The sequence below is a fragment of the Phreatobacter oligotrophus genome (assembly GCF_003046185.1).
In the GTDB taxonomy this organism is placed as follows: Bacteria; Pseudomonadota; Alphaproteobacteria; order Rhizobiales; family Phreatobacteraceae; genus Phreatobacter; species Phreatobacter oligotrophus.
Genome location: NZ_PZZL01000014.1, coordinates 1 through 25417, shown reverse-complemented (window position 1 = coordinate 25417; position 25417 = coordinate 1). Strand labels below are relative to the sequence as shown.

At 68.4% G+C, this 25417-nt stretch carries 25 protein-coding genes, 1 tRNA gene and 1 riboswitch; of the genes, 15 read left to right on the top strand and 11 right to left on the bottom strand.

Going from position 1 to position 25417, the window contains the following annotated elements; genetic code table 11:
• Window positions 1-20: 20 nt before the first annotated feature.
• Both thiC and C8P69_RS20800 read right to left on the bottom strand, forming a co-directional pair.
• On the bottom strand, window positions 21-1919 hold the full coding sequence (gene thiC, locus C8P69_RS20805; RefSeq protein ID WP_108179378.1) for a phosphomethylpyrimidine synthase ThiC: 1899 nt from the start codon (window positions 1917-1919) through the stop codon (window positions 21-23).
• 98 nt (window positions 1920-2017) lie between these two features.
• A riboswitch (TPP riboswitch) is annotated at window positions 2018-2143 on the bottom strand.
• Between the two features lie 220 nt (window positions 2144-2363).
• Window positions 2364-2975, bottom strand: coding sequence for a non-canonical purine NTP pyrophosphatase (locus C8P69_RS20800; RefSeq protein WP_425440776.1), 612 nt, complete (start codon window positions 2973-2975; stop codon window positions 2364-2366).
• 122 nt (window positions 2976-3097) lie between these two features.
• On the opposite strand from C8P69_RS20800, the gene C8P69_RS20795 reads away from it, so the two are divergent.
• Window positions 3098-3373 (top strand): hypothetical protein, encoded by a 276-nt coding sequence (locus C8P69_RS20795; RefSeq protein ID WP_245902166.1) that lies wholly within the window; start codon window positions 3098-3100, stop codon window positions 3371-3373.
• On the opposite strand, the gene rph is transcribed toward C8P69_RS20795, so the two are convergent.
• Window positions 3374-4087 (bottom strand): ribonuclease PH, encoded by a 714-nt coding sequence (rph, locus tag C8P69_RS20790; protein WP_108179375.1) that lies wholly within the window; start codon window positions 4085-4087, stop codon window positions 3374-3376.
• A gap of 147 nt (window positions 4088-4234) precedes the next feature.
• Here rph and hrcA point away from each other — a divergent pair, with 147 nt between their 5' ends.
• Window positions 4235-5332 carry a heat-inducible transcriptional repressor HrcA gene (gene hrcA / locus C8P69_RS20785; protein WP_108179374.1) on the top strand — a complete coding sequence of 366 codons (1098 nt, stop codon included), beginning with the start codon at window positions 4235-4237 and terminating at the stop codon, window positions 5330-5332.
• A 115-nt stretch (window positions 5333-5447) separates the two neighbouring features.
• The gene (locus tag C8P69_RS20780; protein ID WP_108179373.1) at window positions 5448-5828 is read left to right on the top strand and encodes a VOC family protein; all 381 of its coding nucleotides are present in this window, start codon (window positions 5448-5450) and stop codon (window positions 5826-5828) included.
• A gap of 43 nt (window positions 5829-5871) precedes the next feature.
• Here C8P69_RS20780 and C8P69_RS20775 read toward each other — a convergent pair whose 3' ends face one another.
• Both C8P69_RS20775 and C8P69_RS20770 read right to left on the bottom strand, forming a co-directional pair.
• A complete protein-coding gene (locus C8P69_RS20775) occupies window positions 5872-6495 on the bottom strand; it encodes an alpha-ketoglutarate-dependent dioxygenase AlkB family protein (RefSeq protein ID WP_108179372.1) in 624 nt (207 codons plus the stop codon).
• Window positions 6492-7376 (bottom strand): hypothetical protein, encoded by an 885-nt coding sequence (locus C8P69_RS20770; protein WP_108179371.1) that lies wholly within the window; start codon window positions 7374-7376, stop codon window positions 6492-6494. Before C8P69_RS20770 ends, C8P69_RS20775 begins: the two co-directional genes overlap by 4 nt.
• A gap of 382 nt (window positions 7377-7758) precedes the next feature.
• Between C8P69_RS20770 and dnaK the strand changes: the two genes are divergently transcribed.
• Window positions 7759-9654: a molecular chaperone DnaK gene (gene dnaK / locus C8P69_RS20765; protein ID WP_108179370.1), complete on the top strand. Its 1896-nt coding sequence runs from the start codon at window positions 7759-7761 to the stop codon at window positions 9652-9654.
• A 79-nt stretch (window positions 9655-9733) separates the two neighbouring features.
• On the top strand, window positions 9734-10873 hold the full coding sequence (gene dnaJ, locus C8P69_RS20760; RefSeq protein WP_108179369.1) for a molecular chaperone DnaJ: 1140 nt from the start codon (window positions 9734-9736) through the stop codon (window positions 10871-10873).
• A gap of 155 nt (window positions 10874-11028) precedes the next feature.
• Here dnaJ and C8P69_RS24525 read toward each other — a convergent pair whose 3' ends face one another.
• The 5 genes from C8P69_RS24525 to C8P69_RS23970 form a co-directional block, all read right to left on the bottom strand.
• Window positions 11029-11187 (bottom strand): hypothetical protein, encoded by a 159-nt coding sequence (locus tag C8P69_RS24525; RefSeq protein ID WP_342750216.1) that lies wholly within the window; start codon window positions 11185-11187, stop codon window positions 11029-11031.
• 39 nt (window positions 11188-11226) lie between these two features.
• On the bottom strand, window positions 11227-11358 hold the full coding sequence (locus tag C8P69_RS24520; RefSeq protein ID WP_342750215.1) for a GIY-YIG nuclease family protein: 132 nt from the start codon (window positions 11356-11358) through the stop codon (window positions 11227-11229).
• A 217-nt stretch (window positions 11359-11575) separates the two neighbouring features.
• On the bottom strand, window positions 11576-12757 hold the full coding sequence (locus C8P69_RS20750) for a DNA recombination protein RmuC (protein WP_108179368.1): 1182 nt from the start codon (window positions 12755-12757) through the stop codon (window positions 11576-11578).
• A 67-nt stretch (window positions 12758-12824) separates the two neighbouring features.
• Complete coding sequence (locus C8P69_RS20745) at window positions 12825-13451, bottom strand: SCO family protein (RefSeq protein ID WP_108179367.1); 627 nt, start codon at window positions 13449-13451, stop codon at window positions 12825-12827.
• 7 nt (window positions 13452-13458) lie between these two features.
• Window positions 13459-13629, bottom strand: a complete 171-nt coding sequence (locus tag C8P69_RS23970) for a hypothetical protein (protein WP_170118323.1) — start codon at window positions 13627-13629, stop codon at window positions 13459-13461.
• A gap of 87 nt (window positions 13630-13716) precedes the next feature.
• Here C8P69_RS23970 and C8P69_RS20740 point away from each other — a divergent pair, with 87 nt between their 5' ends.
• From C8P69_RS20740 to C8P69_RS20705, 8 genes are all read left to right on the top strand, one after another.
• Entirely contained in the window at window positions 13717-14766 is a 1050-nt protein-coding gene (locus tag C8P69_RS20740; protein ID WP_108179366.1) for a ligase-associated DNA damage response exonuclease, read from the top strand.
• Complete coding sequence (locus C8P69_RS20735) at window positions 14763-16400, top strand: cisplatin damage response ATP-dependent DNA ligase (RefSeq protein ID WP_108179365.1); 1638 nt, start codon at window positions 14763-14765, stop codon at window positions 16398-16400. The genes C8P69_RS20740 and C8P69_RS20735 overlap by 4 nt, the downstream gene beginning before the upstream one ends.
• 228 nt (window positions 16401-16628) lie before the next feature.
• The gene (gene rnk, locus C8P69_RS20730) at window positions 16629-17048 is read left to right on the top strand and encodes a nucleoside diphosphate kinase regulator (RefSeq protein ID WP_108179364.1); all 420 of its coding nucleotides are present in this window, start codon (window positions 16629-16631) and stop codon (window positions 17046-17048) included.
• A gap of 70 nt (window positions 17049-17118) precedes the next feature.
• Window positions 17119-18174 (top strand): AbrB family transcriptional regulator, encoded by a 1056-nt coding sequence (locus C8P69_RS20725; RefSeq protein ID WP_170118324.1) that lies wholly within the window; start codon window positions 17119-17121, stop codon window positions 18172-18174.
• Between the two features lie 95 nt (window positions 18175-18269).
• On the top strand, window positions 18270-19013 hold the full coding sequence (locus tag C8P69_RS20720) for an SGNH/GDSL hydrolase family protein (RefSeq protein WP_108179362.1): 744 nt from the start codon (window positions 18270-18272) through the stop codon (window positions 19011-19013).
• Window positions 19014-19118: 105 nt separating this feature from the next.
• Window positions 19119-20324, top strand: a complete 1206-nt coding sequence (locus C8P69_RS20715) for a cell surface protein (RefSeq protein ID WP_245902165.1) — start codon at window positions 19119-19121, stop codon at window positions 20322-20324.
• Window positions 20325-20376: 52 nt separating this feature from the next.
• On the top strand, window positions 20377-21321 hold the full coding sequence (locus C8P69_RS20710) for a DUF6384 family protein (RefSeq protein WP_108179361.1): 945 nt from the start codon (window positions 20377-20379) through the stop codon (window positions 21319-21321).
• A gap of 11 nt (window positions 21322-21332) precedes the next feature.
• A complete protein-coding gene (locus tag C8P69_RS20705) occupies window positions 21333-22802 on the top strand; it encodes a coiled-coil domain-containing protein (RefSeq protein WP_108179360.1) in 1470 nt (489 codons plus the stop codon).
• Window positions 22803-22885: 83 nt separating this feature from the next.
• Here C8P69_RS20705 and C8P69_RS23965 read toward each other — a convergent pair.
• A tRNA-OTHER gene (locus C8P69_RS23965) sits at window positions 22886-22978 on the bottom strand.
• Between the two features lie 103 nt (window positions 22979-23081).
• Here C8P69_RS23965 and C8P69_RS20700 point away from each other — a divergent pair.
• Entirely contained in the window at window positions 23082-24428 is a 1347-nt protein-coding gene (locus C8P69_RS20700) for a site-specific integrase (protein WP_108179359.1), read from the top strand.
• Complete coding sequence (locus C8P69_RS23610; protein ID WP_146167398.1) at window positions 24394-25197, top strand: hypothetical protein; 804 nt, start codon at window positions 24394-24396, stop codon at window positions 25195-25197. Before C8P69_RS20700 ends, C8P69_RS23610 begins: the two co-directional genes overlap by 35 nt.
• Window positions 25198-25417 lie beyond the last annotated feature (220 nt).

Sequence of the window (25417 nt, the reverse complement as noted above, 5' to 3'; positions counted from 1 at the left end):
GTGCGCCAAAACGTGCTACGTTAGAGCTTGGCGTTGCTGGCCTTCACGGCTTCCGTGGTCTCGACATAGACCTTGCCGCCCATGGCGCGGAACTTCTCGCTCATCTGCGCCATGCCCTCCTCGGCCGTGATCCCGTCGGCGCCCGCCACCGCGCGGCGCTCCGGGTCGTTCAGCGTCGCCGCATAGTCGCGCACGTCCTGCGTGATCTTCATCGAGCAGAATTTCGGCCCGCACATCGAGCAGAAATGCGCGACCTTGTGCGCCTCCTTCGGCAGGGTCTCGTCGTGGAACTCACGCGCCGTGTCCGGGTCGAGGCCAAGATTGAACTGATCCTCCCAGCGGAACTCGAAGCGCGCCCGCGACAGGGCGTCGTCGCGCAGCTGCGCGGCCGGGTGGCCCTTGCCGAGATCGGCCGCATGGGCGGCGATCTTGTAGGTGATGACGCCGGTCTTCACGTCGTCGCGGTTCGGCAGGCCGAGATGCTCCTTCGGCGTGACGTAGCAGAGCATCGCGCAGCCGAACCAGCCGATCATCGCCGCGCCGATGCCGGAGGTGATGTGGTCGTAGCCCGGGGCGATGTCGGTGATCAGCGGTCCGAGCGTGTAGAAGGGCGCCTCGCCGCATTCGCGCAGCTGCTTGTCCATGTTGATCTTGATCTTGTGGATCGGCACGTGGCCGGGCCCCTCGATCATCACCTGGCAGCCCTTCTTCCAGGCGATCTGGGTGAGTTCGCCCAGCGTCTCCAGCTCGGCGAACTGCGCCGCGTCATTGGCGTCCGCGATCGAGCCGGGGCGCAGGCCGTCACCCAGCGAGAACGACACGTCGTAGCGCCGCATGATGTCGCAGATCTCGTCGAAATGCTCGTAGAGGAAGCTCTCGCGGTGATGGGCGAGGCACCACTTGGCCATGATCGAGCCGCCGCGGGAGACGATGCCCGTGACGCGCTTGGCGGTGAGCGGCACATAGGCGAGGCGCACGCCGGCATGGATGGTGAAATAGTCGACGCCCTGCTCGGCCTGCTCGATCAGCGTGTCGCGGTAGAGCTCCCAGGTGAGCTTGACGGGATCGCCGCCGACCTTCTCCAGCGCCTGGTAGATCGGCACCGTGCCGATCGGCACCGGCGAGTTGCGGATGATCCATTCGCGGGTGTTGTGGATGTTGCGGCCCGTCGACAGGTCCATGACCGTGTCGGCGCCCCAGCGGATGGCCCAGACCAGCTTGTCCACCTCTTCCTCGATGGAGGAGGAGACGGCGGAATTGCCGATATTGGCGTTGATCTTCACCAGGAAATTGCGGCCGATGATCATCGGCTCGAGTTCCGGATGGTTGATGTTGCAGGGGATGATCGCGCGGCCGCGGGCGATCTCCGAGCGGACGAATTCAGGGGTGATGAAGGCCGGGATCTCCGCGCCGAAGCTCTCGCCATCGGCAATGGTTTGGGCGGCGCCCTCGATCATCGCCTTGCGGCCGAGATTCTCGCGCTCGGCGACGTAGATCATCTCCTTGGTGATGATGCCGCGCCTCGCGAACTCGTACTGGGTGACGGGCGCATCGCCGACGCCGCGCAGCGGCTGGTGGGAGATCGGGAAGGCGCGGGCGAGGTGGCGGCCGGCATGGCCGTTGTCCTCGGGCTTCACCTCGCGGCCGTCATAGGCCTCGAGCCCGCCGCGCTCCAGCGCCCAGGCGCTGCGGGCGCGGGCAAGGCCCTTCTCCACGTCGATGACGACGGAGGGGTCGGTATAGGGACCCGACGTGTCATAGACCGGCAGCGGCGGCTCGCCCGAGCCTTCCGACAGGATGATCTCGCGCAGCGGCACGCGCAGGTCCGGCGCGGATGCCGGGATCGCATGCACCTTGCGGGAGGCGGGGAGCGGACCGGTGGTGACCGCGGGCTTGATGTCCTTGACCGGGACGTTCATGGGGCGCCTCCCTTCAGGCAGATGATGTTGGCCGGATGCGCGAACGCGCGTCGGCGACAGGCGGATGGGCCAGAGGCAAGACGGACGGGGATTGTCGTGAAGCCAAGGTGTCCCATCCCTCCGCCGGCATGACCCGGATCAGGTTCAAGGGTCGCTTGCGGGGTTCCGGTGAGGGAACGGTGCAGCCTCTCAGCCCCTTCGTCGGGGCCCCCCTTGGACGGGGCCCAATCTGGACCCTTCGCCGGCGAAGTCAAGCGAATGGCTGAGGGAGGGGGGATGCGCGCCGAAACGGCTGGAGTGCACTGTCCTCGCCGTCATGCCCGGCCTTGTGCCGGGCATCGACGACGTGAACACCGCCGAATGGAAGGAATTCGTGGATGCCCGGGATAAACCCGGGCATGACGGGCAGAGGCGGCTCAAAGGGAAGAGCTCAATCCAAGCTCCTCACCCGCCGAACACCGCCTTCTCCAGCGCGATGAAGGCCCGCGCCCGGTGCGACAGGCCGGCGCCCTTCGGCGGCAGGCCGTGCTTCTCCTCGGCCGTCATCTCGCCGAAGGTCAGGGCATGGCCGTCCGGCTGGAACATCGGGTCATAGCCGAAGCCCTTCGGCCCCCGCGGCGGCCAGGCGAGCGTCCCGAAGACGCGGCCCTCGAAGATGCGCTCGGAGCCATCGGGGAAGGTCAGGGCCAGCGCGGAGATGAAATGCGCCCGCGCCCCGGCCGTCGTCACGCCGCGCAGGGTGAGCTCGCGGTCCACCCGCGCCATGGCGGCGGCGAAGTCGCGCGGCTTGCCGGCCCAGTCGGCGGTGAAGAGGCCGGGCGCGCCATCCAGCGCATCGATGGCGAGACCGGAATCGTCGGCGATGGCGGGAAGACCCGTCGCATCCGTCGCCGCCCGCGCCTTGATCAGCGCGTTCTCGGCGTAGAGCGTGCCGGTCTCGTCGGGCTCGGGCAGCCCCAGTTCGCCGGCCGAGACGAGCTCGACGCCATGGGGCCCGAGCAGGTCGCGGAATTCGGCGAGCTTGCCGGCATTGTGGGTGGCGACGACCAGGCGCATACCAGCCTCCAATACCGCCATTTTACGTGACATGTCGCTTACCGTCTGATCAGGTGCCGCTGCGGAATCATCCGATTCCGCACGTGCATTCAAGGGGTTTATCCGTGGCAACGACCGTAATGATGAGGCACCCTCAGACCGGCCTGGTGAAGAAGGGCCTGGTGGGCTTTTCCTGGACCACGCTCTTCTTCGGCGGCTTTCCCGCCCTGTTCCGCGGCGACATCGTCATCGGCCTCGTCACCATGGTGCTGAGCTTCTTCACCCTCGGCATCAGCAACATCATCTGGGCCTTCATGTACAACAAGCAGTACACGACGCGCCTGGTCGAGGGTGGCTATGTCTTCGCCGATGGCGAGGCGCTGAACGCCCTCGCCCGCTCGAAGCTCGGCATCGCCTGATCAGGCGACCGCCGTCTTCTGCAGGTCGACGAGGCGGGCGCAGCCGCCACGGGCGAGATCCAGCAGGCTGAGAAGCTCCTCCTGGCTGAAGGGGGTCTTCTCGGCCGTGCCCTGGATCTCGACGATGCCGCCGCCGCCGGTCATGACGAAATTGGCGTCGGTGTCGGCTTCCGAATCCTCGGCATAATCGAGGTCGAGGACTGGCGTGCCCTGGTAGATGCCGCAGGACACCGCCGCGACATGGTCGCGGATCGGGTTCACCTTCAGCATGGACCGGGCGGTCATCCAGGCGATGCAGTCATGCAGCGCCACCCAGGCACCGGTGATCGCGGCCGTGCGGGTGCCGCCATCGGCCTGGATCACGTCGCAATCGATGGTGATCTGCCGCTCGCCGAGCGCCTGCAGGTCGACGATGGTGCGCAGCGACCGGCCGATGAGGCGCTGGATCTCCTGGGTGCGCCCCGAGGGCTTGCCGGAGGTCGATTCACGGCGGGTGCGCTCCAGCGTCGCCCGCGGCAGCATGGAATATTCCGCCGTCACCCAGCCGCGGCCCTGGCCGCGCAGCCACGGCGGCGGCTTTTCTTCCAGCGACGCCGTGCAGAGCACATGGGTGTTGCCGAACTTCACGAAGCAGGAGCCCTCCGCATAGCGGGCGACGGCGCGCTCCAGCGAGACGGGGCGCAGCGCATCGGGGGCGCGTTTGGAGGGACGCATGGGCGTGATCCTGGGGAGAGGGGGCCGGGTCGGGCGGTCATAGGGCCGAACGGTCGGGGCGGCAAGGACGCTCCATCGGGCGCCGTCCAACAGAACGCTTGATCGGCGGGCGACGCAGGCCCAAATTCGGCACTGGAGGTTTGCCCCGTGTCAGCCGAGTTCCCGCGCCAGAATCCCGACCCGACCGCCGGTGCCCCATCGGCGCTCGCCCGGCTCGACGAGCGCTCGCGCGAGATTTTCCGCCAGATCGTCGAGAGCTATCTGGCCACCGGCGAGCCGGTCGGCTCGCGCAACATCTCCAAGATCATCCCGATGACGCTGTCGCCGGCCTCGGTCCGCAACGTGATGCAGGACCTCGAGGAGGCGGGCCTCATCTATGCGCCGCACACCTCCGCCGGCCGCATGCCGACCGAACGGGGCCTGCGCTTCTTCGTCGACGCGCTGATGCAGTTCGGCGACCTCGCGCAGGAAGAGCGCCAGGCCATCGAGGCGCAGGTGGCGGCGTCAGCGCGCCAGCAGTCCTTTGAGACGGTGCTGGCCGATGCGACGCAGTTGCTTTCGGGCCTGTCGCGCGGCGCCGGCGTGGTGCTCGCCTCGAAGAGCAATGTCCGGCTAAAGCACATCGAATTCGTCCGCATCGAGCCGGAGCGCGCCCTGGTCGTGCTGGTCTCCGAGGACGGGCAGGTCGAGAACCGCATCGTGCCGATCCCCGCGGGGCTGCCGCCCTCGGCGCTGATCGAGGCGTCGAACTTCCTCAACGCCCATATCCGCGGCCGGACGCTGGCCGATGCCCGCAGCGAGCTGCAGTCGAGCCTCGACCAGTCGCGGCAGGAGCTGGACGGGCTGACGCAGAAGCTGGTGGAGGCCGGGCTTGCCTCCTGGTCCGGCGGCGACCCGACCGAGCGCAAGCTCATCGTCCGCGGCCAGGCGAACCTCCTCGGCGACCTCAGGGCCATGGAGGATCTCGAGCGCATCCGCCTGCTCTTCGACGACCTCGAATCGAAGCGCGATCTCGTCGACCTGCTCGGCCGCGCCGAGACCGCCGATGGCGTGCGCATCTTCATCGGCTCCGAGAACCAGCTCTTTTCGCTGTCCGGCTCGTCCATGGTGGTCGCGCCCTATCGCGACGGCCAGAGCCGCATCGTCGGCGTCCTCGGCGTCATCGGCCCGACGCGGCTGAACTATGCCCGCATCGTCCCCATGGTGGACTACACGGCCAAGGTCCTCTCCCGGCTCATCACCTGAACGCTGGATGACCGGCGCCGCCTCATTGTCGCCGGGCTGCCATCCGACCATGATCCTCTCGCGACTTGGCGGGAGGAGGTCGTCCTCCCGCGCGCATCCATGGGAGGAGACCCGCATGAGCGGCCGGTTCAACTGGAACGAACTGATGACGAACGACATCGCCAAGGCCAAGGCCTTCTACGGCCAGACCCTGGGCTGGACGTTCGAGCCCTTCCCCATGCCGGATGGCGAGTACTGGATTGCCCGCGCGCCCGATGGCACGCCGACCGCCGGCATCATGCCGATGGACCCGCAGGACACCGAGAGCCAGCCCGGCTGGCTGTCCTATGTGCAGGTCGACGACCTCGATCGCGCCGTCTCGGCAACGACCGCCGGCGGCGGCCAGGTGCTCCAGCCGCCCATGGACATCCCCAATGTCGGCCGCATCGCCGTGGTCGAGGATCCGGCCGGCGCCGTGCTCGGCCTGATGAAGCCGGTTTCCGCTCCCGCGAGCTGATCCTCGAGAGACGTGGTCCCGGGGTGCCCGCACCCCGGGATCTTCACGGCCCCGGCCGCGTGACCCGGCGCAGCGTCAGGTTGATGCGCCCGCCATCCTTCAGCAGGCCGCTGGTGCCGGGGATGAGCCGGTCGACGCCGTGATAGGCGAGCCGCGCTGCGCCGCCGAAGACCAGCACATCCCCCGAGGCGAGCTTCACCGGCACGGTCTTGCCGCCCTTCACCGTGCCGCCAATGCGGAACAGACCGGTCTCGCCGAGCGACAGCGACACGACTGGCGCGTCGAAATCCTCCTCGTCCCGGTCCTGGTGCAGGCCCATGCGGGCGCCGGGGCCGTACCAGTTCACGAGGCAGGCCTCGGGCGGATGCGGATAGCCCGACACCGCCTCCCAGATCGCAAGGATCTCCGTCGGGATCGTCGGCCAGGGCGCCGACGTCACCGGATGCAGCGGCTGGTAGCGATAGCCGTCCCGGTCGGACACCCAGCCGAGCGATCCAAGATTGGTCATCTTGACGGAAAAGGGCTGGCCCGTGCGCGGCATGACCGGCTGGAACAGCGGCGCGATGCGCAGGAGATCCCGCAGCGTCTCGACCAGGCGGCGCTGGGCCTCCGCGTCGCAATAACCCGGATACCAGGTGCAGCCCGGGACGACCGGAACCGCGGTCATTGTTGCGGGGCGGGCGCCGGGTTCTGCGGCGGGGGACGCGGCCGGGCCGGACGGGGCGGCGCATCGGAGGGCGGCCCGCCCACCATGGCGGAGAGCTTCTCGGCGCGGGCCTCGGTGAACTTCAGCGCGCAGAAGCCCGGACCGATGTCGGAGGTGCCGTAGTTGCGGCAGAGCCGCTCGCGGTTGGCCGGGAAGGCCGCCTGTTCCTGCAGGAACTGCCGCCCCTCCGGCGTGCTGCGCAGCCGCTGCTGGAGGATGCGGCGGGCATCGTTCAGCTTGCGCTCGGCGACGCCGCGGGCGCGCTCGATCTCGCGGTCGGCCGGGATCTCGCGGTCGTTCGGCCCCCAGAGCCCCGACGGGTCGAAGACGCAATCGTCGAAGGTGCAGACCCCGCCCGGCGCCGAGACGAAGGCGGCATCCGCCATCAGGTCGAGGGTGATGGTGCAGCCAGGGAAGGCCGCCTGATAGCGCGCGAGGCCGTCAGGGCGGCCCGCCGGCGTCAGCGTCACCGGGCGGCCGCCATTGAGGTCCGGCGTGCACATGTTGCGGATGTCGTTGCCGCGGCGCCCGACAATATTGGTCGCGGCGATCGTGTAGCCCGCCTGCGGACCGGCGCCGGTGCGGTTGATCACCATGGAGCCGTGCTGGCCAAGGAAGCGCAATGTGCGCCCCGGCAGGCCCTCTTCCCAGCGCCGCAGCGGCGGCCCCGAGACCGTGCGCGGCACGGAAGGCTCACCGGTCGGGCGGGCGCCCGCGCCACCATGGGTCGCTCCCCCCTGCGGGGTCGGCGCCACGGCGCCGGGAAGCTGCAGCTGCGCCAGCGCCGGCCCGGCAAGGACGGCGAGCGTCAGAATCAGCAGGAGTGCGGCGCGGCGGGGCATGAATCATCCACGGTTCGGAGCCGACACATAACCTGCGGCTGACTCACCGTCATTACGCGCGTCACAAGTTCGGCACGACATCCCGGTGATGTTGCGCGCGGGACGCACCCGCCCTTCGCCCGGCCGGTATCCCCAGACGGATAAGATTCCCTCACGGCGACGTGACGCGGACGCTTGCGGCGCCATGGTGCCCCCCCTATATCCGGCCCAACCGGCGGAAAGCGGCATGGCGCCGCGGCTTTCGCCAGTCACCACCAGCTTGCAAACCCCGCTTGGCGAAGGGGTCGGCGCGAGCGGCCGGAACGAAAATCCCTCTTCGTCCCGGCGCGTGAGCCTCACGGGTGCTTCGGGCCCGGCCGATCCGCTTGAGAAGGAGTAGACCATGGGCAAGGTCATCGGCATCGACCTGGGTACGACGAATTCCTGCGTGGCCGTCATGGAAGGCACCACGCCGAAGGTCATCATCAATTCGGAAGGCGCGAACACCACGCCGTCCATCGTCGCCTTTACCGACGAGGAGCGTCTCGTCGGCCAGCCGGCCAAGCGCCAGGCGGTGACGAACCCCGAGCGCACCATCTTCGCGGTGAAGCGCCTCATCGGCCGTCGCTTCGACGATCCGACCGTCACCAAGGACCAGAAGCTGGTCCCCTACCAGATCGCCCGCGCCGGCAACGGCGACGCCTGGGTCGAGGTCGAGGGCAAGCCCTACTCGCCCTCGCAGATCTCCGCCTTCACGCTGATGAAGATGAAGGAGACCGCGGAGGCCTATCTCGGCCAGAGCGTCGACCAGGCGGTCATCACCGTTCCCGCCTATTTCAACGACGCCCAGCGCCAGGCCACCAAGGACGCCGGCAAGATCGCCGGCCTCGAGGTGCTGCGCATCATCAACGAGCCGACGGCTGCCGCCCTCGCCTATGGCCTCGACAAGAAGTCGAACGGCACCATCGCGGTCTATGACCTCGGCGGCGGCACCTTCGACGTGTCGATCCTCGAGATCGGCGACGGCGTCTTCGAGGTGAAGTCGACCAACGGCGACACGTTCCTCGGCGGCGAGGACTTCGACATGCGCCTCGTCGACTATCTCGCGGCCGAGTTCCAGAAGGAGCAGGGCATCGACCTGCGCAAGGACAAGCTCGCCCTGCAGCGCCTGAAGGAGGCGGCCGAGAAGGCCAAGATCGAGCTGTCGTCCTCGACGCAGACCGAGATCAACCTGCCCTTCATCACCGCCGACGCCTCGGGCCCGAAGCACCTGCAGCTGAAGCTGACCCGCGCCAAGTTCGAAGCGCTGGTGGACGACCTGATCCAGCGCACCATGGAGCCCTGCAAGAAGGCCCTCAAGGATGCCGGCATCTCCGCGGGCCAGATCGACGAAGTGGTTCTCGTCGGCGGCATGACCCGCATGCCGAAGGTCCAGGAGGTCGTGAAGCAGTTCTTCGGCAAGGAGCCGCACAAGGGCGTCAACCCGGACGAGGTCGTCGCCATCGGCGCCGCGATCCAGGCCGGCGTGCTGCAGGGCGACGTCAAGGACGTCCTGCTGCTCGACGTCACCCCGCTCTCCCTCGGCATCGAGACGCTGGGCGGCGTGTTCACCCGCCTCATCGACCGCAACACCACGATCCCCACCAAGAAGAGCCAGGTCTTCTCCACCGCCGACGACAACCAGAACGCGGTGACGATCCGGGTCTTCCAGGGCGAGCGTGAAATGGCCGCCGACAACAAGATGCTCGGTCAGTTCGACCTGATGGGCATCCCGCCGGCGCCGCGCGGCGTGCCGCAGATCGAGGTCACCTTCGACATCGACGCCAACGGCATCGTCAACGTCCAGGCCAAGGACAAGGGCACCGGCAAGGAGCAGCAGATCCGCATCCAGGCTTCCGGTGGCCTTTCCGACTCCGACATCGAGAAGATGGTCAAGGACGCTGAGGCCCATGCGGCCGAGGACAAGCAGCGCAAGGAGCTCGCCGAGGCGAAGAACCAGGCCGACGGCCTCGTTCATTCGACCGAGAAGGCGCTTGCCGAGCATGGCTCCAAGGTCGGCGAGACCGAGCGCAAGGCCATCGAGGACGCGCTGGCGGCCGTGAAGGAAGCGGTCAAGGCCGAGGACGTCGAAGCCCTCAAGGAGAAGACCAACGCCCTGGCGCAGGCCTCCATGAAGCTCGGCGAGGCCATGTACGCGGCCCAGCAGGCGGAAGCCGAGGGCGGCGCCGAGCCGAAGAAGGACGATGTCGTCGATGCCGACTTCACGGAAGTGAAGGACGACAAGAAGAAGAGCGCGTAAGGCCTGACCGGCCTACCCATCGAGCCCCCGGACATCGTTCCGGGGGCCTTCGCTTGACGAGGGGCGAGAGCGACTGTCGATGTCCAAGCGCGACTATTACGAGATCCTCGGTGTCCCCCGGGACGCCGACGAGGCGGCCCTGAAATCGGCCTTCCGCAAGAAGGCGATGCAGTGCCATCCCGACCGCAATCCCGGCGACGAGAAGGCCGAGGCCCAGTTCAAGGAGCTGAACGAGGCCTACCAGGTCCTGTCCGACGGCCAGAAGCGCGCCGCCTATGACCGTTTCGGCCACCAGGCCTTCGAGAATGGCGGAGGTGGCGGCCATCCCGGCTTCGGCGGCGACTTCGCCTCCTCCATGTCCGACATCTTCGAGGAGCTGTTCGGCATGGGCGGCGGCCGCCGCCGCGGCGCCTCCGGCGGGCGCGAGCGCGGCGCCGACCTGCGCTACAACATGGACATCACGCTGGAGGAAGCCTTCGCCGGCAAGTCCGCCCAGATCCGCATCCCCACGACGGTGTCCTGCGAGGCCTGTTCCGGCACCGGCGCCAAGCCCGGATCCAAGCCTAAGACCTGCGGCACCTGCGGCGGCCATGGCCGCGTGCGCGCCTCGCAAGGGTTCTTCTCCATCGAGCGCACCTGCCCGACCTGCCAGGGCCGCGGCCAGGTGATCGAGGACCCCTGCACCGCCTGTTCCGGCGCCGGCCGCATCACCCGCGAGCGCGTGCTCTCGGTGAACATCCCCGCCGGCGTCGAGGACGGCACCCGCATCCGCCTCGCCAACGAGGGCGAGGCCGGCTTCCGCGGCGGCCCCTCCGGCGACCTCTACATCTTCCTCTCCATCGAGCCGCATGCCTTCTTCCAGCGCGACGGGCAGGACCTCTATTGCCGCGCGCCGGTCTCCATGGTCACCGCCTCGCTCGGCGGCACCTTCGAGGTACCGACCATCGACGGCGGCCGCGCCCAGGTGAAGGTTCCCGAGGGCACCCAGTCCGGCAAGCGCTTCCGCCTCTCGGGCAAGGGCATGCCGGTGCTGCGCTCCAAGGCGGTCGGCGACCTCTATGTGCAGGTGGACGTGGAGACCCCGCGCAACCTCACCAAGCGGCAGAAGGAGCTGCTGGCGGAGTTCGAGAAGGAGAGCTCCAAGGACACCCAGCCGGAGACCGCCGGCTTCTTCGCCCGCGCCAAGGCCTTCTGGGACGGGCTCGCGAAGGAGGGGTGAGGCGAGAGATCGGGGCGGGGAAGGCGTAGCGCACAGGTGCCTCCCGCCGCTGCCTCGCGCGGCCTGCCGTCCAAGGCTCCCTGCCGGACACCCCCTCCCTCATCCTGAGGTGCGAGCGAAGCGAGCCTCGAAGGACGCACTTGCCGGACTGCAGCTCAGAGCCGCGTCCGGGGCCGCGAGGCGAGTTCAGGCAGCTTATGCCAGTGCCCGGCGATCACAGCTTCCTTCTTCGCCCTGCTCCAGCCCTTCAGCTTGCGCTCGAAGGCGATGGCCTCCGTGATCAGGTCGAATTCTCCGGACCAGACGAGGCTCACCGGAAGGCGGGCGGCAGTGTACCCGTCTTGAAGACCTTGCTAGTGTTCCGAGAGGCGGCGGTCGACATCCTCGGCCCGCGTCGAGCCCACATAGAACGATCCGTCCGAGCAGCGCAGGATGTAGACGAAGGCGGCCATCTTCGAATGGTGGCTGAGGCAGGTGCCTTGCACAACCCAAGTGCGTCCTTCGAGGCTCGCTTCGCTCGCACCTCAGGATGAGGATGGTGGTGCTTGGCATTCGCAGCGGTTGAAGCCGCCAGGAGGCCGGACAACCTCCCTGCAGGACACCCCCTCCCTCATCCTGAGGTGCGAGCGAAGCGAGCCTCGAAGGACGCACTTCGGTTGTGCAAGACACCCGGATTGCTCAGGCAGGCCTTCCAACGCCCGCTCACTCCGCTGCCATTGACCCCTTGAGCGGCAGCTTGGCGAGCGGCGGCTGGGCCGCCGGCTCGTCGAATTCCAGCGCCTCGATCCGCGCCCCGCGCTTGGTGATCTTCTCCGACGAGGTGATGATCTGGCCGATATCGTCCTGCGCCTGGCCGAAATGCCGCTGCAGGTTCAGCACCCGGTCCGTCAGCCGCCCCACATCATCCAGCAGCAGCGAGACTTCCTTCTGGATGACGCGGGCCTCCTCGCGCATCCGCTCGTCCTTCAGGAGGCCCTGCACCACCTGCACCGCCAGCATCAGCAGCGAGGGCGAGACGACCAGCACGCGCGCGCGGAACGCCTTCTGCATCACGTCGTCGAAGAACTCGTTGAGGTCGGCATAGATGCCTTCCGAGGGCACGAACATCAGCGCCACGTCCTGCGTCTCGCCCGCCAGCAGGTATTTCTCGGCGATGTCCTTGATGTGGACGGAGAGATCCTGCCGGAGCCGCTGCGCGGCGAGGCGCTTGACCTCCTCGGCCTTGGCCTCGCGCCACAGCGTCACCGCCTCCAGCGGGAACTTGGCATCGACCACGAGGCCGCGGCTGTCGCCCGCGAGGCGGATGACCGCATCGGGCCGCTTGCCGTTGGAGAGCGTCGGCTGCAGCTGGAAGCCGTTGCGCGGCAGGGCGTCGGTGAGGATCGCCTCCATCCGCCCCTGGCCGAAGGCGCCGCGCGCCTGCTTATTGGCCAGCACGTCCTTCAGCGTCACCACCTGGCCCGCGAGATCGGTGATGTTGCGCTGGGCATTGTCGATGACGGCAAGCCGCTCGTTGAGCTTGCCGAGGTTCTCCATCGTCGTCTTGGACTGGCCCTCGAGCGACTGACCGATCCGCGTCGTCATGCCGTCGAGGCGGTCGCCGAGCTGCTTGGCGAGGTCGTTCTGGCGGGAGCCGAGCCCCTCGGCCATGGCCTGGAGCCGGCCGGTCAGTTCCGCCTGGATGCGGGTCATCTCGCCCATCCGCTCCTCCAGCTCCTGGGCATGGATGACAGAGCGCTCGGCTTCCAGGGCCTGGGCGGCGGCCTGCCGGCGCAGAGCCACGAAGACCACCACGAGCAGCAGCACCGCGAAGCCGAGGAGGCCGAGGACGAGTTCGCCGGCCGTGACGGGGCGGCCGCCGATGACGAGGAGGATGTCGGACATGCCTGCACTCTAGGTGATTCGGCGCCGCATCACGAACGAAGGGGGAACGGTATCGGGCGCCGCCCGATCAGAGGTAGCGGCGCAGGTCCTGGGCGGCTTTCGCCGGGTCGCGGGCGACGTCGAAGGTCGAGACGAACTGGCCGCGCCGGTCCATCAGGTACACGAAGGTCGTGTGGTCCATCGTGTAGCCGCCGGCGTCGAGCGGCACCTTGCGCGCATAGGCGCGATAGGCCCGCATCGCCGCCGTCACCTGCTCCTCGGTACCGGTGAAGCCGCGGATGCCGGCGTGGAAGCTGCCGAGATAGGTGGAGAGCAGCTCGGCCGTGTCCCGCGCCGGATCGACGGTGATGAAGACCACGTTGACCTTCGTGGCGTCGGTGCCGAGCTGGTCGAGCATCTGGGTGATCTCGAAGAGCTTGGTCGGGCAGATGTCGGGGCAATGGGTGAAGCCGAAGAAGACCAGGCTCGGCTTGCCCATCAGGTCCTGCTCGCTCACCGCCTTGCCGGTCTGGTCGGTGAGCGCGAAGGCGCCGCCGATGGCGGAGGGGCTGGAGGCGAGCTGGCCGCCGCGCGGCATGGTGAAATGCACCACGGCGGCGAGAATGCCGAGACCACCGACCAGCAGGGCGAGGGAGAGCAGCAGCGCGACGGAGCGCGGGCCCTTGGCGGGCGAAGCAGGCGTCTTGTCGGTCATGTCAGGCTCAGAAGCACCAGGCGAGGCCGGCGGCGAGCGTGTCGAGGAAGACCTTGGCGCCCTGCGTCCACCAGAGGAGACCCGAGGCGGCGAGCAGCGCGGCAACGCCCACCCCGGTCGCCCATTTGGCGAGGCGCGGGACGCTGGACGAAGGCTGCTGAACCGTCCGGGTCGACATGGCGTTTATCTAGTCCACAATGCGACCCGACGCAAAAGCCCGGGACGTCGCACCGTTCCCCTTTTCGTGAAGAGCAGCCGCTTCCCCATGCGCCCCGACGACCTCCTCCAGCCGACGCCGCGGGGCCTCTATTGTCCGCCGGCCGATGTCTATATCGACCCGGTGCGGCCGGTGGAGAAGGCGCTCATCACCCACGGCCATTCCGACCATGCCCGCCCCGGCCATGGCGCCGTGCTGGCCACGGGCACGACGCTGAAGATCATGGCGATCCGCTACGGCGAGGATTTCGCCGGGACGACGCAGGCCGCCGCATGGGGGCGGCCGGTCACCATCAACGGCGTCACCTTCACCTTCCATCCCGCCGGCCACATCCTCGGTTCGGCGCAGATCGCGGTCAGCTGGAAGGGGCTCACCATCGTCGCCTCGGGTGACTACAAGCGCGGCCGTGACCCGACCGCCGAGCCCTTCGAGGTCGTGCCCTGCGACGTCTTCATCACCGAGGCGACCTTCGGCCTGCCGGTCTTCCGCCATCCCGACCCGGCGGCGGAGGTGGCAAAGCTCCTCGCCTCCCTGCGGCTGTTCCCGGATCGCGCCCATCTCGTCGGCGCCTATGCGTTGGGCAAGGCGCAGCGGGTCATGTCGCTGGTGCGCGCAGCCGGCTGGGACCAGCCGATCTACATGCATGGCGCAGCCGAGAAGCTGACGCGCTTCTACGAGGCCGAGGGCATCGACCTCGGCGAGGTGCGGCTGGTGAAAGCTGCCGACCGAAAATCCCTGGGCGGTGCCGTCGTGCTCTGCCCGCCGGGCTCGATGAAGGACCTCTGGGCCCGCCGTTTCCCCGATCCGGTCACCGCCTTCGCCTCGGGCTGGATGCGGGTGAGGGCGCGGGCGCGGCAGGGCGGCGTCGAGCTGCCGCTGATCATTTCCGACCATTCCGACTGGGACGAGCTGCGCGAGACCATTCGCGAGACCGGCGCCTCCGAGGTCTGGGTCACCCATGGCCAGGAGGACGCGCTCGTCCACTGGTGCGGCACGGTGGGCTTGCGCGCGCGGCCGCTGCGCATCGTCGGCTATGGCGAGGAGGGCGAGGCCGAGCCCGCCGACCTCGCCCCCGCCAGCGTGGAGCCGGCGGCATGAACCGCTTCGCCGCCCTGCTCGACCGCCTCGCCTATGAGCCGCGCCGCAACGCCAAGCTGGCGCTGATCGCCGATCATTTCCGCTCGGTGCCCGATCCCGAACGCGGCTTTGCCCTGGCGGCCATGACCGGCGCCCTCTCCTTCCGCAATGCCAAGGCGGGCCTCGTGCGCGGCCTCATCGCCGAGCGCACCGATCCCGTCCTCTTCGGCCTCTCCTACGACTATGTCGGCGACCTCTCGGAGACCGTCGCGCTGATGTGGCCGGCGCCCGAGGGCCCTGCCCGCAACGAGCCGCCGCCGACCCTCTCGGAGGTGGTCGCCACCCTCGCCACCACCTCGAAGACCGCGCTGCCGCGGATCCTCGCCGGCTGGCTCGACCATCTCGACGAGACCGGCCGCTGGGCGCTGCTCAAGCTCATCACCGGATCGCTGCGCATCGGCGTCTCCGCCCGCCTCGCCAAGACGGCCGTGGCGGCGCTGGGCGATCGCGATCCCGACGAGATCGAGCTGGTCTGGCCGGGCCTCAAGCCGCCCTACGAGGAGCTCTTCGCCTGGGTCGAGGGCCGCGGGCCGCGCCCGGAGGCCATCGATCCCGCGCCCTTCCGGCCGCCCATGCTCGCCCACGGCATCGAGGACGAGGATTTCGGCAAGCTCGAGCCCGCCGATTTCGCCGCGGAGTGGAAGTGGGACGGCATCCGCGTCCAGGCCGCCGCCGGCACCCTCCCCGACGGACGGCGCGTGGCGCGGCTCTATTCGCGCACCGGCGAGGACATCTCCGCCGCCTTTCCGGACCTCGCGGAGGCCATGACCTTCGACGGCGCCATCGACGGCGAGTTGCTGGTGCTGCGCGAGGGCCGCGTCCAGAGCTTCAACGTCCTGCAGCAGCGGCTGAACCGCAAGCAGGTGACACCGGCCATGCTGGTCGACTTCCCCGCCCATATCCGCGCCTATGACCTCATCGTCGCCGAGGGCGAGGACCTGCGCGACAAGCCCTTCGCGGCCCGCCGCGCGCTGCTGGAGAGCTTCATCGCCGGCATCGGCTCGCCGCGCATCGACCTCTCGCCGCTCGTGCCCTTCGACACCTGGGAGGCGCTCGCCGCCTCCCGCCTCGACCCGGCCTCCGCCGCGGCGGGCGAGGATGCCGAGGCCATCGAGGGCCTGATGATCAAGCGGCGGGATTCCGCCTACATGCCGGGGCGGCCAAAAGGCCTCTGGTACAAGTGGAAGCGCGACCCGATGGCGGTGGACTGCGTGCTGATGTACGCCCAGCGCGGCCACGGCAAGCGCTCCAGCTTCTATTCCGACTTCACCTTCGGCGTCTGGCGCGCCGGTCCCTCGGGCGACGAGCTGGTCCCGGTCGGCAAGGCCTATTTCGGCTTCACCGACGAGGAGCTCGGCCAGCTCGACCGCTTCGTGCGCAACAACACCGTCAACCGTTTCGGCCCGGTGCGCGAGGTCGTCCACAGCCCGACCGAGGGGCTCGTTCTGGAGATCGCCTTCGAGGGCCTGCAGCGCTCGACGCGGCACAAATCCGGCGTCGCCATGCGCTTTCCGCGCATCGCCCGCATCCGCTGGGACAAGCCGCCGGGCGAGGCCGACCGCATCGAGGCGCTGGAGGTCCGGCTCAAGGATTGAGCCCTGCCTTGACGCCGCCACATCGGACCCTGACAGTCCCACCATGACCTGCGCCGGCCGCACCATCGCCCCGACCTCGACGCTGATCTTCGGCGTCTGACCCCTGCCCGGCACCGCGTGCCCCGGGCACGGGGACGCCGGTCCTTTGCCGACGGCACGCACAACCCTCCCCTTCTTTCACCGCCCCGCCGCGCCGGAGTTGCGCGGTCAGGCGCCATGGATTTCGCTATGACCACCACCCTCTCCACTGCCCCGCGGCGCGCCCGCGGCCGTCCCGCCATCATCGTCAGCGACGTCGATCACCGCATCGTCACGGGGCTCGCCACCGGCGCGCTCGATCGCCTGCCGGCGGTGGCCGAAGCCCTTCTCGACGAGATGGACCGCGCTCGCATCGTTCCCGCGGCGAAGCGCCCGGCCGATGTCGCGGGCCTCGGCTCCCGCATCACCTATCGCGACCACGAGGGCCGCGAGCGCACCGTCGATCTTGTGCTGCCGGCGCAGGCCGACATCCATGACGGCCGCATCTCCATCCTGACGCCGGTCGGCGCCGCGCTGATCGGCCTTTCGCCCGGCCAGTCCTTCACCTGGCAGGGCCCGGCAGGCCATGACCGCAGCCTCACCGTCACGGCGGTCTCGCCGGTATCCTGACGCAGGCGCCCGGCAGGCATGCCGCCGTGGCTTTGCCTCGCCCGCCGCTTCGTGCGAAGCGGGCGAGGTGATGCCCGCTTCGGTTCTCGACTTTCTCCGGACCTTCGCGCTCCCCGGCCTCGTCGGCGCCGTGGGCGGCTGGATCTTCGCGCGGCTGGGACTTCCCGCTGCCTGGATGTCGGGCGCCCTCGTCGCCACCACCGTCATGGCGCTGGCGGGCTTCAGGGTCGCCGTCCCCACCCCCATCGCCACCGCCATCTTCCTGCTCTTCGGCACGATCATGGGCTCGGCGGTGACGCCGAACACGCTGCGCCTGATGATGACCTGGCCCGTCTCCATGGCCGGCCTCGCCATCCTCGTGCCAGCCATCATCGGCGGCATCACGCTCTACCTGCAGCGGGTCGAGCGGCTCGACCGCAACACCGCCTTCTTCGCCTCCATTCCCGGCGCACTCAGCTACGTCATGGCCATGACGCTGGCCTCCCGCGCCGACACCCGCGCCGTTGCCGTCATCCAGAGCTTCCGCCTCGTCCTGCTGGTCGCCGCCCTGCCGGGCCTCCTGACGCTGGCGGGCCTCGGCGGCATCCCTATGCCGCCCGCGCCCGCCGCCACCGCGGACACGGCCGGAGAACTCCTGCTCCTCGCCGTCCTCTCGGCGAGCTGCGGCCTCGGCATGGAGCGCCTGCGCGTGCCCGGCGGCGCCACCGTCGGCGCCATGCTGGCCAGCGCCGTGCTGCACGGCACCGGCCTCGTCACGGTCGGCGTGCCCGAGCCGCTGATGACCATCGGCTTCATCATCATCGGCCTGATCATCGCCGCGCGCTTCGCCGGCACCTCCCTCGTCGAACTGCGCCAGCTCCTGCGCGCCTCCGTCGGCGCCTTCGTGGTGGGCGTCGCCGTCACGCTGGTCGTCGCGCTGGCTGTCGCCCTCATCACCGGCCTTCCCGCCGGCAAGGTCATCCTCGCCTATGCGCCCGGCGGCATCGAGGCCATGGCCATTCTCGCCTTCGTCCTCGACATGGACCCCGCCTTCGTCGGCGCCCACCATCTCGTCCGCTTCGTCGGCATCGCCCTGCTTCTGCCGCTCGCCGCCCGGATCGTGCTCGGACCCGCCCGGGACGGCTGAAACCCGCGGAAAACCGCCAAAAACAACCGCGACGCGATTGCCGACACGGCCCGTCTCCGCTATCGGTCGCAGCACGTTTTTCCGGGGTTCCCCGCATGCTCCGCCGTCGCCTGCCCCATCTCGGCATCGCCCTCGCCGCGCTCGTCGTCGCCGGCACCGCCAGCACCCCCGCTTCGGCCCTTTGCACCGTCCCCGCCATTGCCGGCGCCACCGCCTCCGGCGCCCTGCCGCGCACGACGGCGCGCCTCAAGGCCCGCCAGCCCGTGCGCATCCTCGCCATTGGGTCGTCGACCACGGCGGGCGTCGGCGCCGGCGGCGTCGGCTTCGCCCATCGGCTCGGCCCCATGGTGAAGGCCCGCTGGCCCGACACCACGGTCGAAGTGGTGGTCTCGGGCGTCTCCGGCGAGACGGCCTCGGGCGCGGCAGGCCGCATGCAATCCGAACTCGCCCAGCACCATCCCGTCCTGGTCGTCTGGCAGCTTGGCACCAACGACGCCAATTTCGGCGTTTCGGCCGAGGCCTTCCGTGCCACCATCGCCTCAGGCCTTGCCGCCATCCGCGCGGCGAATGCCGACGTGATCCTGGTCGATCCGCAATATTCCCGCTGGGCCGAGGGCCGACCGCGCACCGGCGAATTCGCCGCCCTCATCGCCGCCGAGGGCGCGCGGGCCGGCGTGCCGGTGGTCCGGCGCTACCAGGCGATGTTCCAGCTCGCCCAGGCGAACCGCAGCGCCTTCGACGGGCTCCTCGCCTTTGACGGCCTGCATCTGAGCGCCGCCGGCCATGATTGCATGGCCCAGCAGGTGGCCGGTACCATCGTCCGCAACGCCCGCCGCTGACGCTGCAGCCGCGGCGCAGGCGCGCGGCTGTCTTGCCATCGGCACATGCCGCCATCACATTGAGGCCGCCGGCGTCAGGCCGGTTCTGGCCCCATGAGCGATGCGATGACCACGCCGACCACGCCCGCCCCGACCGGAACCACGACGACCGTGGTGCCGTCTGCGCAGAATTATCTCGATCGCGCCACCGGGGTCCTGCGCGATCTCGGGCTCATGCCCTCCAAGATCGACGAGCAGCCGATCATTCCGCTGCTGCAGAAGATCTCCGACCTCGACGAGGGGCGCGTCACGATGATCGCCCGCACCCTCAACCAGGTCGGCGTCTTCAACGAGGTGGTGCGCAACCAGGTCGCCGGCATGGAGGTGGGCGAGCGCTACGAGCTCATCACCAAGAGCTTCAACTCCATCCGTGACGATGCCAAGCGCATGGTCGACCAGCTCGCCGACGGCAAGCTCTCGACCTTCGAGCGGCTGGAGAACGTCTGGACCAAGGTCAGCCGCGGCGACATCGCCACGCGCTTCGAGAGCATCCGCACGACCTATCTCGACGTCGCCCGCGCCACCAAGGACCAGATCCAGCGCGAGCAGACCATCCTCGACGCCTATCGCGATTTCCGCGGCGCCCTGAAACAGGCCGAGGTCCTCGCCCTCGAGGTGCTGCAGAAGGCCGATGCCAAGCTGCAGGAGAAGCAGGCCGAGCTGAAGGCCTCCTCTGAGGCGGTGGCGGCCTATGCCGGCTCGGTGCCGGCCGAGCGCGCCAATCTCGAACTCATCCGCGACACCAAGCTGCGCGAGATGCAGGACGAGGAGAAGCGCTTCCAGATCGCCAAGGACCTCTCCGACAACCTGACCATCGGCTACAACACCTCCGAGGTCATCATGGCGCGCCTGATGCAGACGACGAACGCCAAGGAGCGCGTCTATGCCCAGGCCATCTCCTTCTTCTCCACCAACGACGCGGTGCTGACCGCGCTGAAGGCCTCCTTCACCGGCCTGCAGGGTCTGCATGAATCGACCCGCACCCTCAACGAGATGAAGGAGGGCGTCTCGAAGTCGCTCGAGACCCTCTCCGAGATCGGCGACAAGGTGCAGGAAGAGGCTTTGCGAGCCGGCTACGGACCGACCATCCGCGCCGATGCTGTGAAGAAGCTGGTGGAGAGCGTCGTCTCCTTCCAGGAGAAGTCCGGCGAGATCATCTACGAAATGCGCAAGCAGTCGACGCAGAACTCCCAGGAGATCCGCGACGCGGTCGAGGACGGCAAGCGCCGCCTGGCGGCTCTGGCCGAGAAGGGTGCGGCGCTCGGCATGTGAGGCGGGCCTTGTCGCCCGCCCTGCCACAGCCCGCTGACCGAGGGTCCGCTCCATGACAGACACCGCTCTCGCACCCGCCGCGGCCGCCCCGGCGCCCGAGAGGCAGTCGTCCAAGCTCGACGACGTCATGCTCGCCATGGACGTCGTCGACACCCTCCGGCATGACCAGAAGATCACCGAGCGGGAGCTCGCCGAGAGCGACCGCGAGGAGGACCTGATCGAGCGCCTCAGGGCGATCTATCGCGGCCAGGGCATCGCCGTTCCGGACGAGATCCTGCGCCAGGGCGTGAAGGCGCTGCGCGAGGAGCGCTTCACCTACAAGCCACCGCGCGACAGCCTGTCGCTGAAGCTCGCGCGGCTCTACGTGACCCGCGAGCGCTGGGGCAAATGGGCGCTCGGCGCCTTCGCCGCCCTCGTCATCGGCTCGGGCTGGCTCGCCTATGAGGGCTATTCGGCCCGCGTCGAGCTGACCCAGACCATCCCCGCCGCCATCACCCGCCTCTCCACCGACATCACGCGCGAGGCCGGCTCCGACGCCGTGCGCCAGCGCGCCGCGGCCCTCGTGGTCGACGGCGAGACGGCGGCCCGCGACGGCAAGGCCCCGGCGGCCCGTGCGGCGGTCGCCGCCCTCGAGGCGCTGCGCGACGACCTTCGCCTCGAATATGACCTGCGCATCGTCTCGCGCCCGGGCGAGTCGACCGGCGTCTGGCGCCGCCCGCGCCGCAACCCCGGCGCCATGAACTACTATGTCATCGTCGAGGCCATCGGCCGCGACGGCCGCGCCATCGCCCGGCCTGTCACCTCCGAGGAGGACGGCACGACGCGGACCGTGACCAAGTGGGGCGTGCGGGTGCCCGAAAGCCTCTACCGCCGGGTGGAGGCCGATAAGCGCGACGACGGCATCGTCCAGAACGCCATACTCGGCCGCAAGGCCCGCGGGCAGCTCGAACCTGTCTGGCGCGAAGCGCTGCCCGGCGGCGCCATCCTCGACTGGTAAGGCGAGCCGCCATGATCCCCGGACATTCCGCCCTCGGCGGCATCGAAAGCGCCCTCGCCGAAATCCGCCAGGCCGAGAGCGAGGCCAATGCCCGCCTCGACGCGGCGACGCGCCGCGCTGCGGAGGCCCGCGCCGAGGAGGCGGAGGCCTTCCGCGGCCTCGCCGCCTTCCGCCTCAACGCCGCCGGCGCCCTTGGCGGGCAGCTTGCCCAGCTCGCCACCGACGTGCGCGCCATGCTGGCGCTGCGCCTCAACGACCGCAACAAGCTCGACGCCGAGATCGCTGCGGTGGAGGCGGAGATCGACCGCATCACCGCCGAGCGCCAGCAGGCGACGCGCCGGCTCGACGAATCCGCCGAGAAGCGCGAGGCCGTGGCCAATGCCGCGCAGATCGGCCTCGCCGCCAAGAGCGACTATGCCAGCGCCAAGACCGAGGCCGACCGCCTCGCGCGGGTCGCCGAGGAGGCTGACAAGAAGGCCCGCCTCGCCGAGGAGGAACTGGAAGCCAAGCGCAAGCCCTACGAGGACGACGCACTCTTCATGTATCTGTGGCGTCGGTCCTATGCGACGGGCGCCTATGAGGCCGGCAATGTCGCACGCCTCCTCGACGGCTGGGTCGCAAGGCTCGTCGACTACAACAATGCCCGCCCGAACTATGCCCGCCTCACCGAGATCCCCAAGCGCCTGCGCGAACATGCCAATCGCAGCGCCGCCGCCGCAGTGGAGGCGACCGAAAGGCTGAAGGCGATGGAGCGCGAGGCCTTCCTCGGCACCGGCGGCGATGCCGCGGATGCCGAGATCGGCAAGCTCCACGCCGAGCTGGAGCGGCTGGACGCCGCGCGTGCCGCCGCCGAGCAGAAGCACAACGCGCTCGACGCGCGGGCCGCCGCCTTCGCCCGCGGCGAGGACGACCGTTTCCGCCAGGCGGTGGGCACCCTCGCCGAGGCCCTGCGCCGAGAGGATCTCGACAGGCTCTATGCCGAGGCCCTACGCACGCCCTCGCCGGAAGACGAGGCGCTGGTCGGCCGCATCCGCGCCCTGCGTGACGAGCAGGAGCGGATCGACCTCGACACCCGCCGGCAGAGGGCGGAGCTTGCCGAACTGTCGCGCCGCAAGGGCGAGGTCTCGCAGGTGGCGAACGGCTTCCGCCAGCGCCGCTATGACGCCGACGGCTCGGTCTTCTCCAACGACGTGGTCGGCGCCCTGCTGCGCGGCCTCGTCACCGGCGTCATCACCGGCGCCGACTATTGGGGCCGCATGGAACAGGGCCGCCGCTGGCAGCGCCAGGACGACGGCAATTGGGGCGGCGGCAACTGGGGTGGCGGCGGCTCCTGGGGTGGTGGATCGTCCGGCGGCAGCTCGGGTGGTGGTGGCAGCTGGGGCGGAGGCGGTTCGTCCGGCGGCAGCTCGTCCGGCGGCTCCTGGGGCGGCGGCGGTTCGTCCGGCGGCGGCGACGGCTTCGACACCGGCGGCAGGTTCTGACCAGCGCCGCTGCCGGCCGCGGCAGCAGAGCTGCCGTCAGCACGCCCGCAGCGGTTCATCGATCATGATTCGTCGAAGGAAACTGGCGCACCCGACACGATTCGAACGTGTGACCTTTGCCTTCGGAGGGCTGCAGAAGGGGATTTCTGACCTATTCTGCAGCTTTCCACAGATGCCTATATCGTTGCTTTCATTGACATTGACACTATCCAGTTATCTGAGATTGTCTCCAAATTCCTACGCCGTGTTACCCCGGTGTTACCCCGAAGGGCCGCATCCATGGCTTCAGCAAAACTCACCAAGCGCAGCGTCGACGCAATCACGCCAAGGGCCACCGAGTTCTGCGTCTGGGACGCCGAGGTCTCCGGGTTTGGCGTTCGCGTGAGGCCATCGGGTGCAATGTCGTATCTAGCGATGTACCGCACCGGCGGCCGCAACAGTCCACTCCGCAAAGTGACCCTTGGCTCGGTTGGTAAGCTGACCGTCGAGGAAGCGCGAGCCGCCGCAAGGACGATCCTCGCCAAGGCGGAGCTCGGCGAGGACGTCGCCGAACAGCTCTCGAATGCCCGCAAGGCCGAGACCATCTCCGACTTGTGTGACCTCTATTTCAAGGAGGCAGAGCGTGGGGTCCTGATCGGGAAGCGCGGCAAGCCGAAGAAGGCCTCAACGCTTACCTCGGATCGCGGCCGCATCACGCGACACATCAAGCCCCTGCTCGGTCGAAAGACTGTCCAGGAAGTCACCAAGGCGGACGTTGAAAGGTTTCTGAGGGACGTTGCCTCAGGTCGGACCGCGACCGATGTCCGCACAAAAAAGCATGGACGGGCGATCGTGCGCGGCGGACAGGGTACGGCCACCCGAACCGTTCGCCTTCTCGGGGGCATCTTCACCTACGCGATCGAGTTGGGGATGCGGCAGGACAACCCGGTCCATGGCGTCCGAAAGTTCGCCGACGGCCAAAGCGAGCGCTTCCTGTCATCAGAAGAATTGTCTCGGCTCGGCGCGGCGCTTCGGGAGGCCGAAACCATCGGCCTCCCTTGGAACGCCAACTTGGACGCGCCCGGCGCCAAACATCTGCCACGCAATCCGGAGGATCGGCGGACGAGGCTAAGCCCTCATGCCACCGCTGCGATCCGCTTCCTCATCCTCACCGGGCTTAGGTTAAGGGAAGCGCTTTCCTTGCGATGGTCAGACGTGGATGTCGAACGCGGGCTTCTGTTCCTACCCGACACGAAAACCGGGCGACGAACCGTGGTGCTTGGCGATTCCGCTATGGAAATTCTGCAGTCCGTTCCGCGGATCTCTGGGTTTCGCTTCGTCTTCGCAGGGGAGAAGCTGGATCGGCCGAGGTCAGACCTCAAGCGCCCTTGGTCGATCGTCACACGAGCGGCGGGACTGGAAGGTGTTCGTCTTCATGATCTGCGCCACACGTTCGCCAGCCACGGCGCCGCAGCTGGGATGGGCCTGACGGTGGTTGGCCGTCTTTTGGGACACGCGGACATCAAGACGACGAACCGGTACAGCCACTTCGATACCGGTCCACTGCGGCGGGCAGCAGATGCGGCGGGAGCTCCGATCGCGGCTGCCCTGAATGGCACTGGTCAACTCAAGCGCAGTGGCGCCTAGGCGGAACGGCGCAAAGAGAACGATCGGCTACCGGGTCCGGGAATTGGATATGCACACGAACGCGACAGCCTCTGAGCGTGAGAAAACTGACGACGAGCCGGCAGAGCCCTTTTCACCGTATGGGGAAGGCTACATGCCGCTTACTTGTGCGGCTCAATGGCATGCGACCAACGGACTTCGGGTGCCGTTCGATCGAATAGGCCGTAAGGCTCGTCATGAAAGCTATCGAAAGATCCTCGAATTGCTGGCGTCCGGGAAAATCGCTGCGGTAGGCGACAATGTCACTGGACCACCCAAAAACGGCGAAATCCCTCCTTATGAATTCGCCGATTGCGCGATTCACCTCCCGGATTTTGACGAAGTTGACGCGTGGGAATACGTGGAGGATCAGCCAGTCCTACTATCCTATGCCTACGACGATATGGAGGCTTGGCGCGATCTGTTCGATGACCAAATCATTCGAGGTCGTTGCACAATTTGGCGCCGAATAAAGCTCCGCAAGGCTGACATAATAGCTCACCTTCAGGTGCAACAGCGAATGCGAGGCTCCGGAGGGCCAGGAAGGCCGACGTCCATTCCCAACCTCATCATACCGGAACTGCTCAGACGAAGCGCTGAGAACCAACTCGAGCAAACCCTAGCGGCTGAAGCCCGGGTCCTTTCTGCATGGTTGGCAAAGGAATATCCGGCGGAGCCCCAGGTCAAACCGCGCCCCTGCGAGATAGGGATCAGGCATGTCTACTGGAAGGCTCGAGGCCGCAGTAAATGACCTACACAGTCGAATTTACTGTGGCTGTTTGCTGCTGAAGCGCTTGGGCATTGATCTCCCGACCCGGCCATACCCGGGGCTTTCGGGAGATCCACATGAACCCAGTCACCCAAACTGAGCACGGTTGTCAATCGGCGCCCAAAGTTGACCCCTTGTCGGCGTCCAAAGTTGACCCCCTTGCAGTATGGCAGCGGACGCCCCGACGCAGCTGGTCGGGATT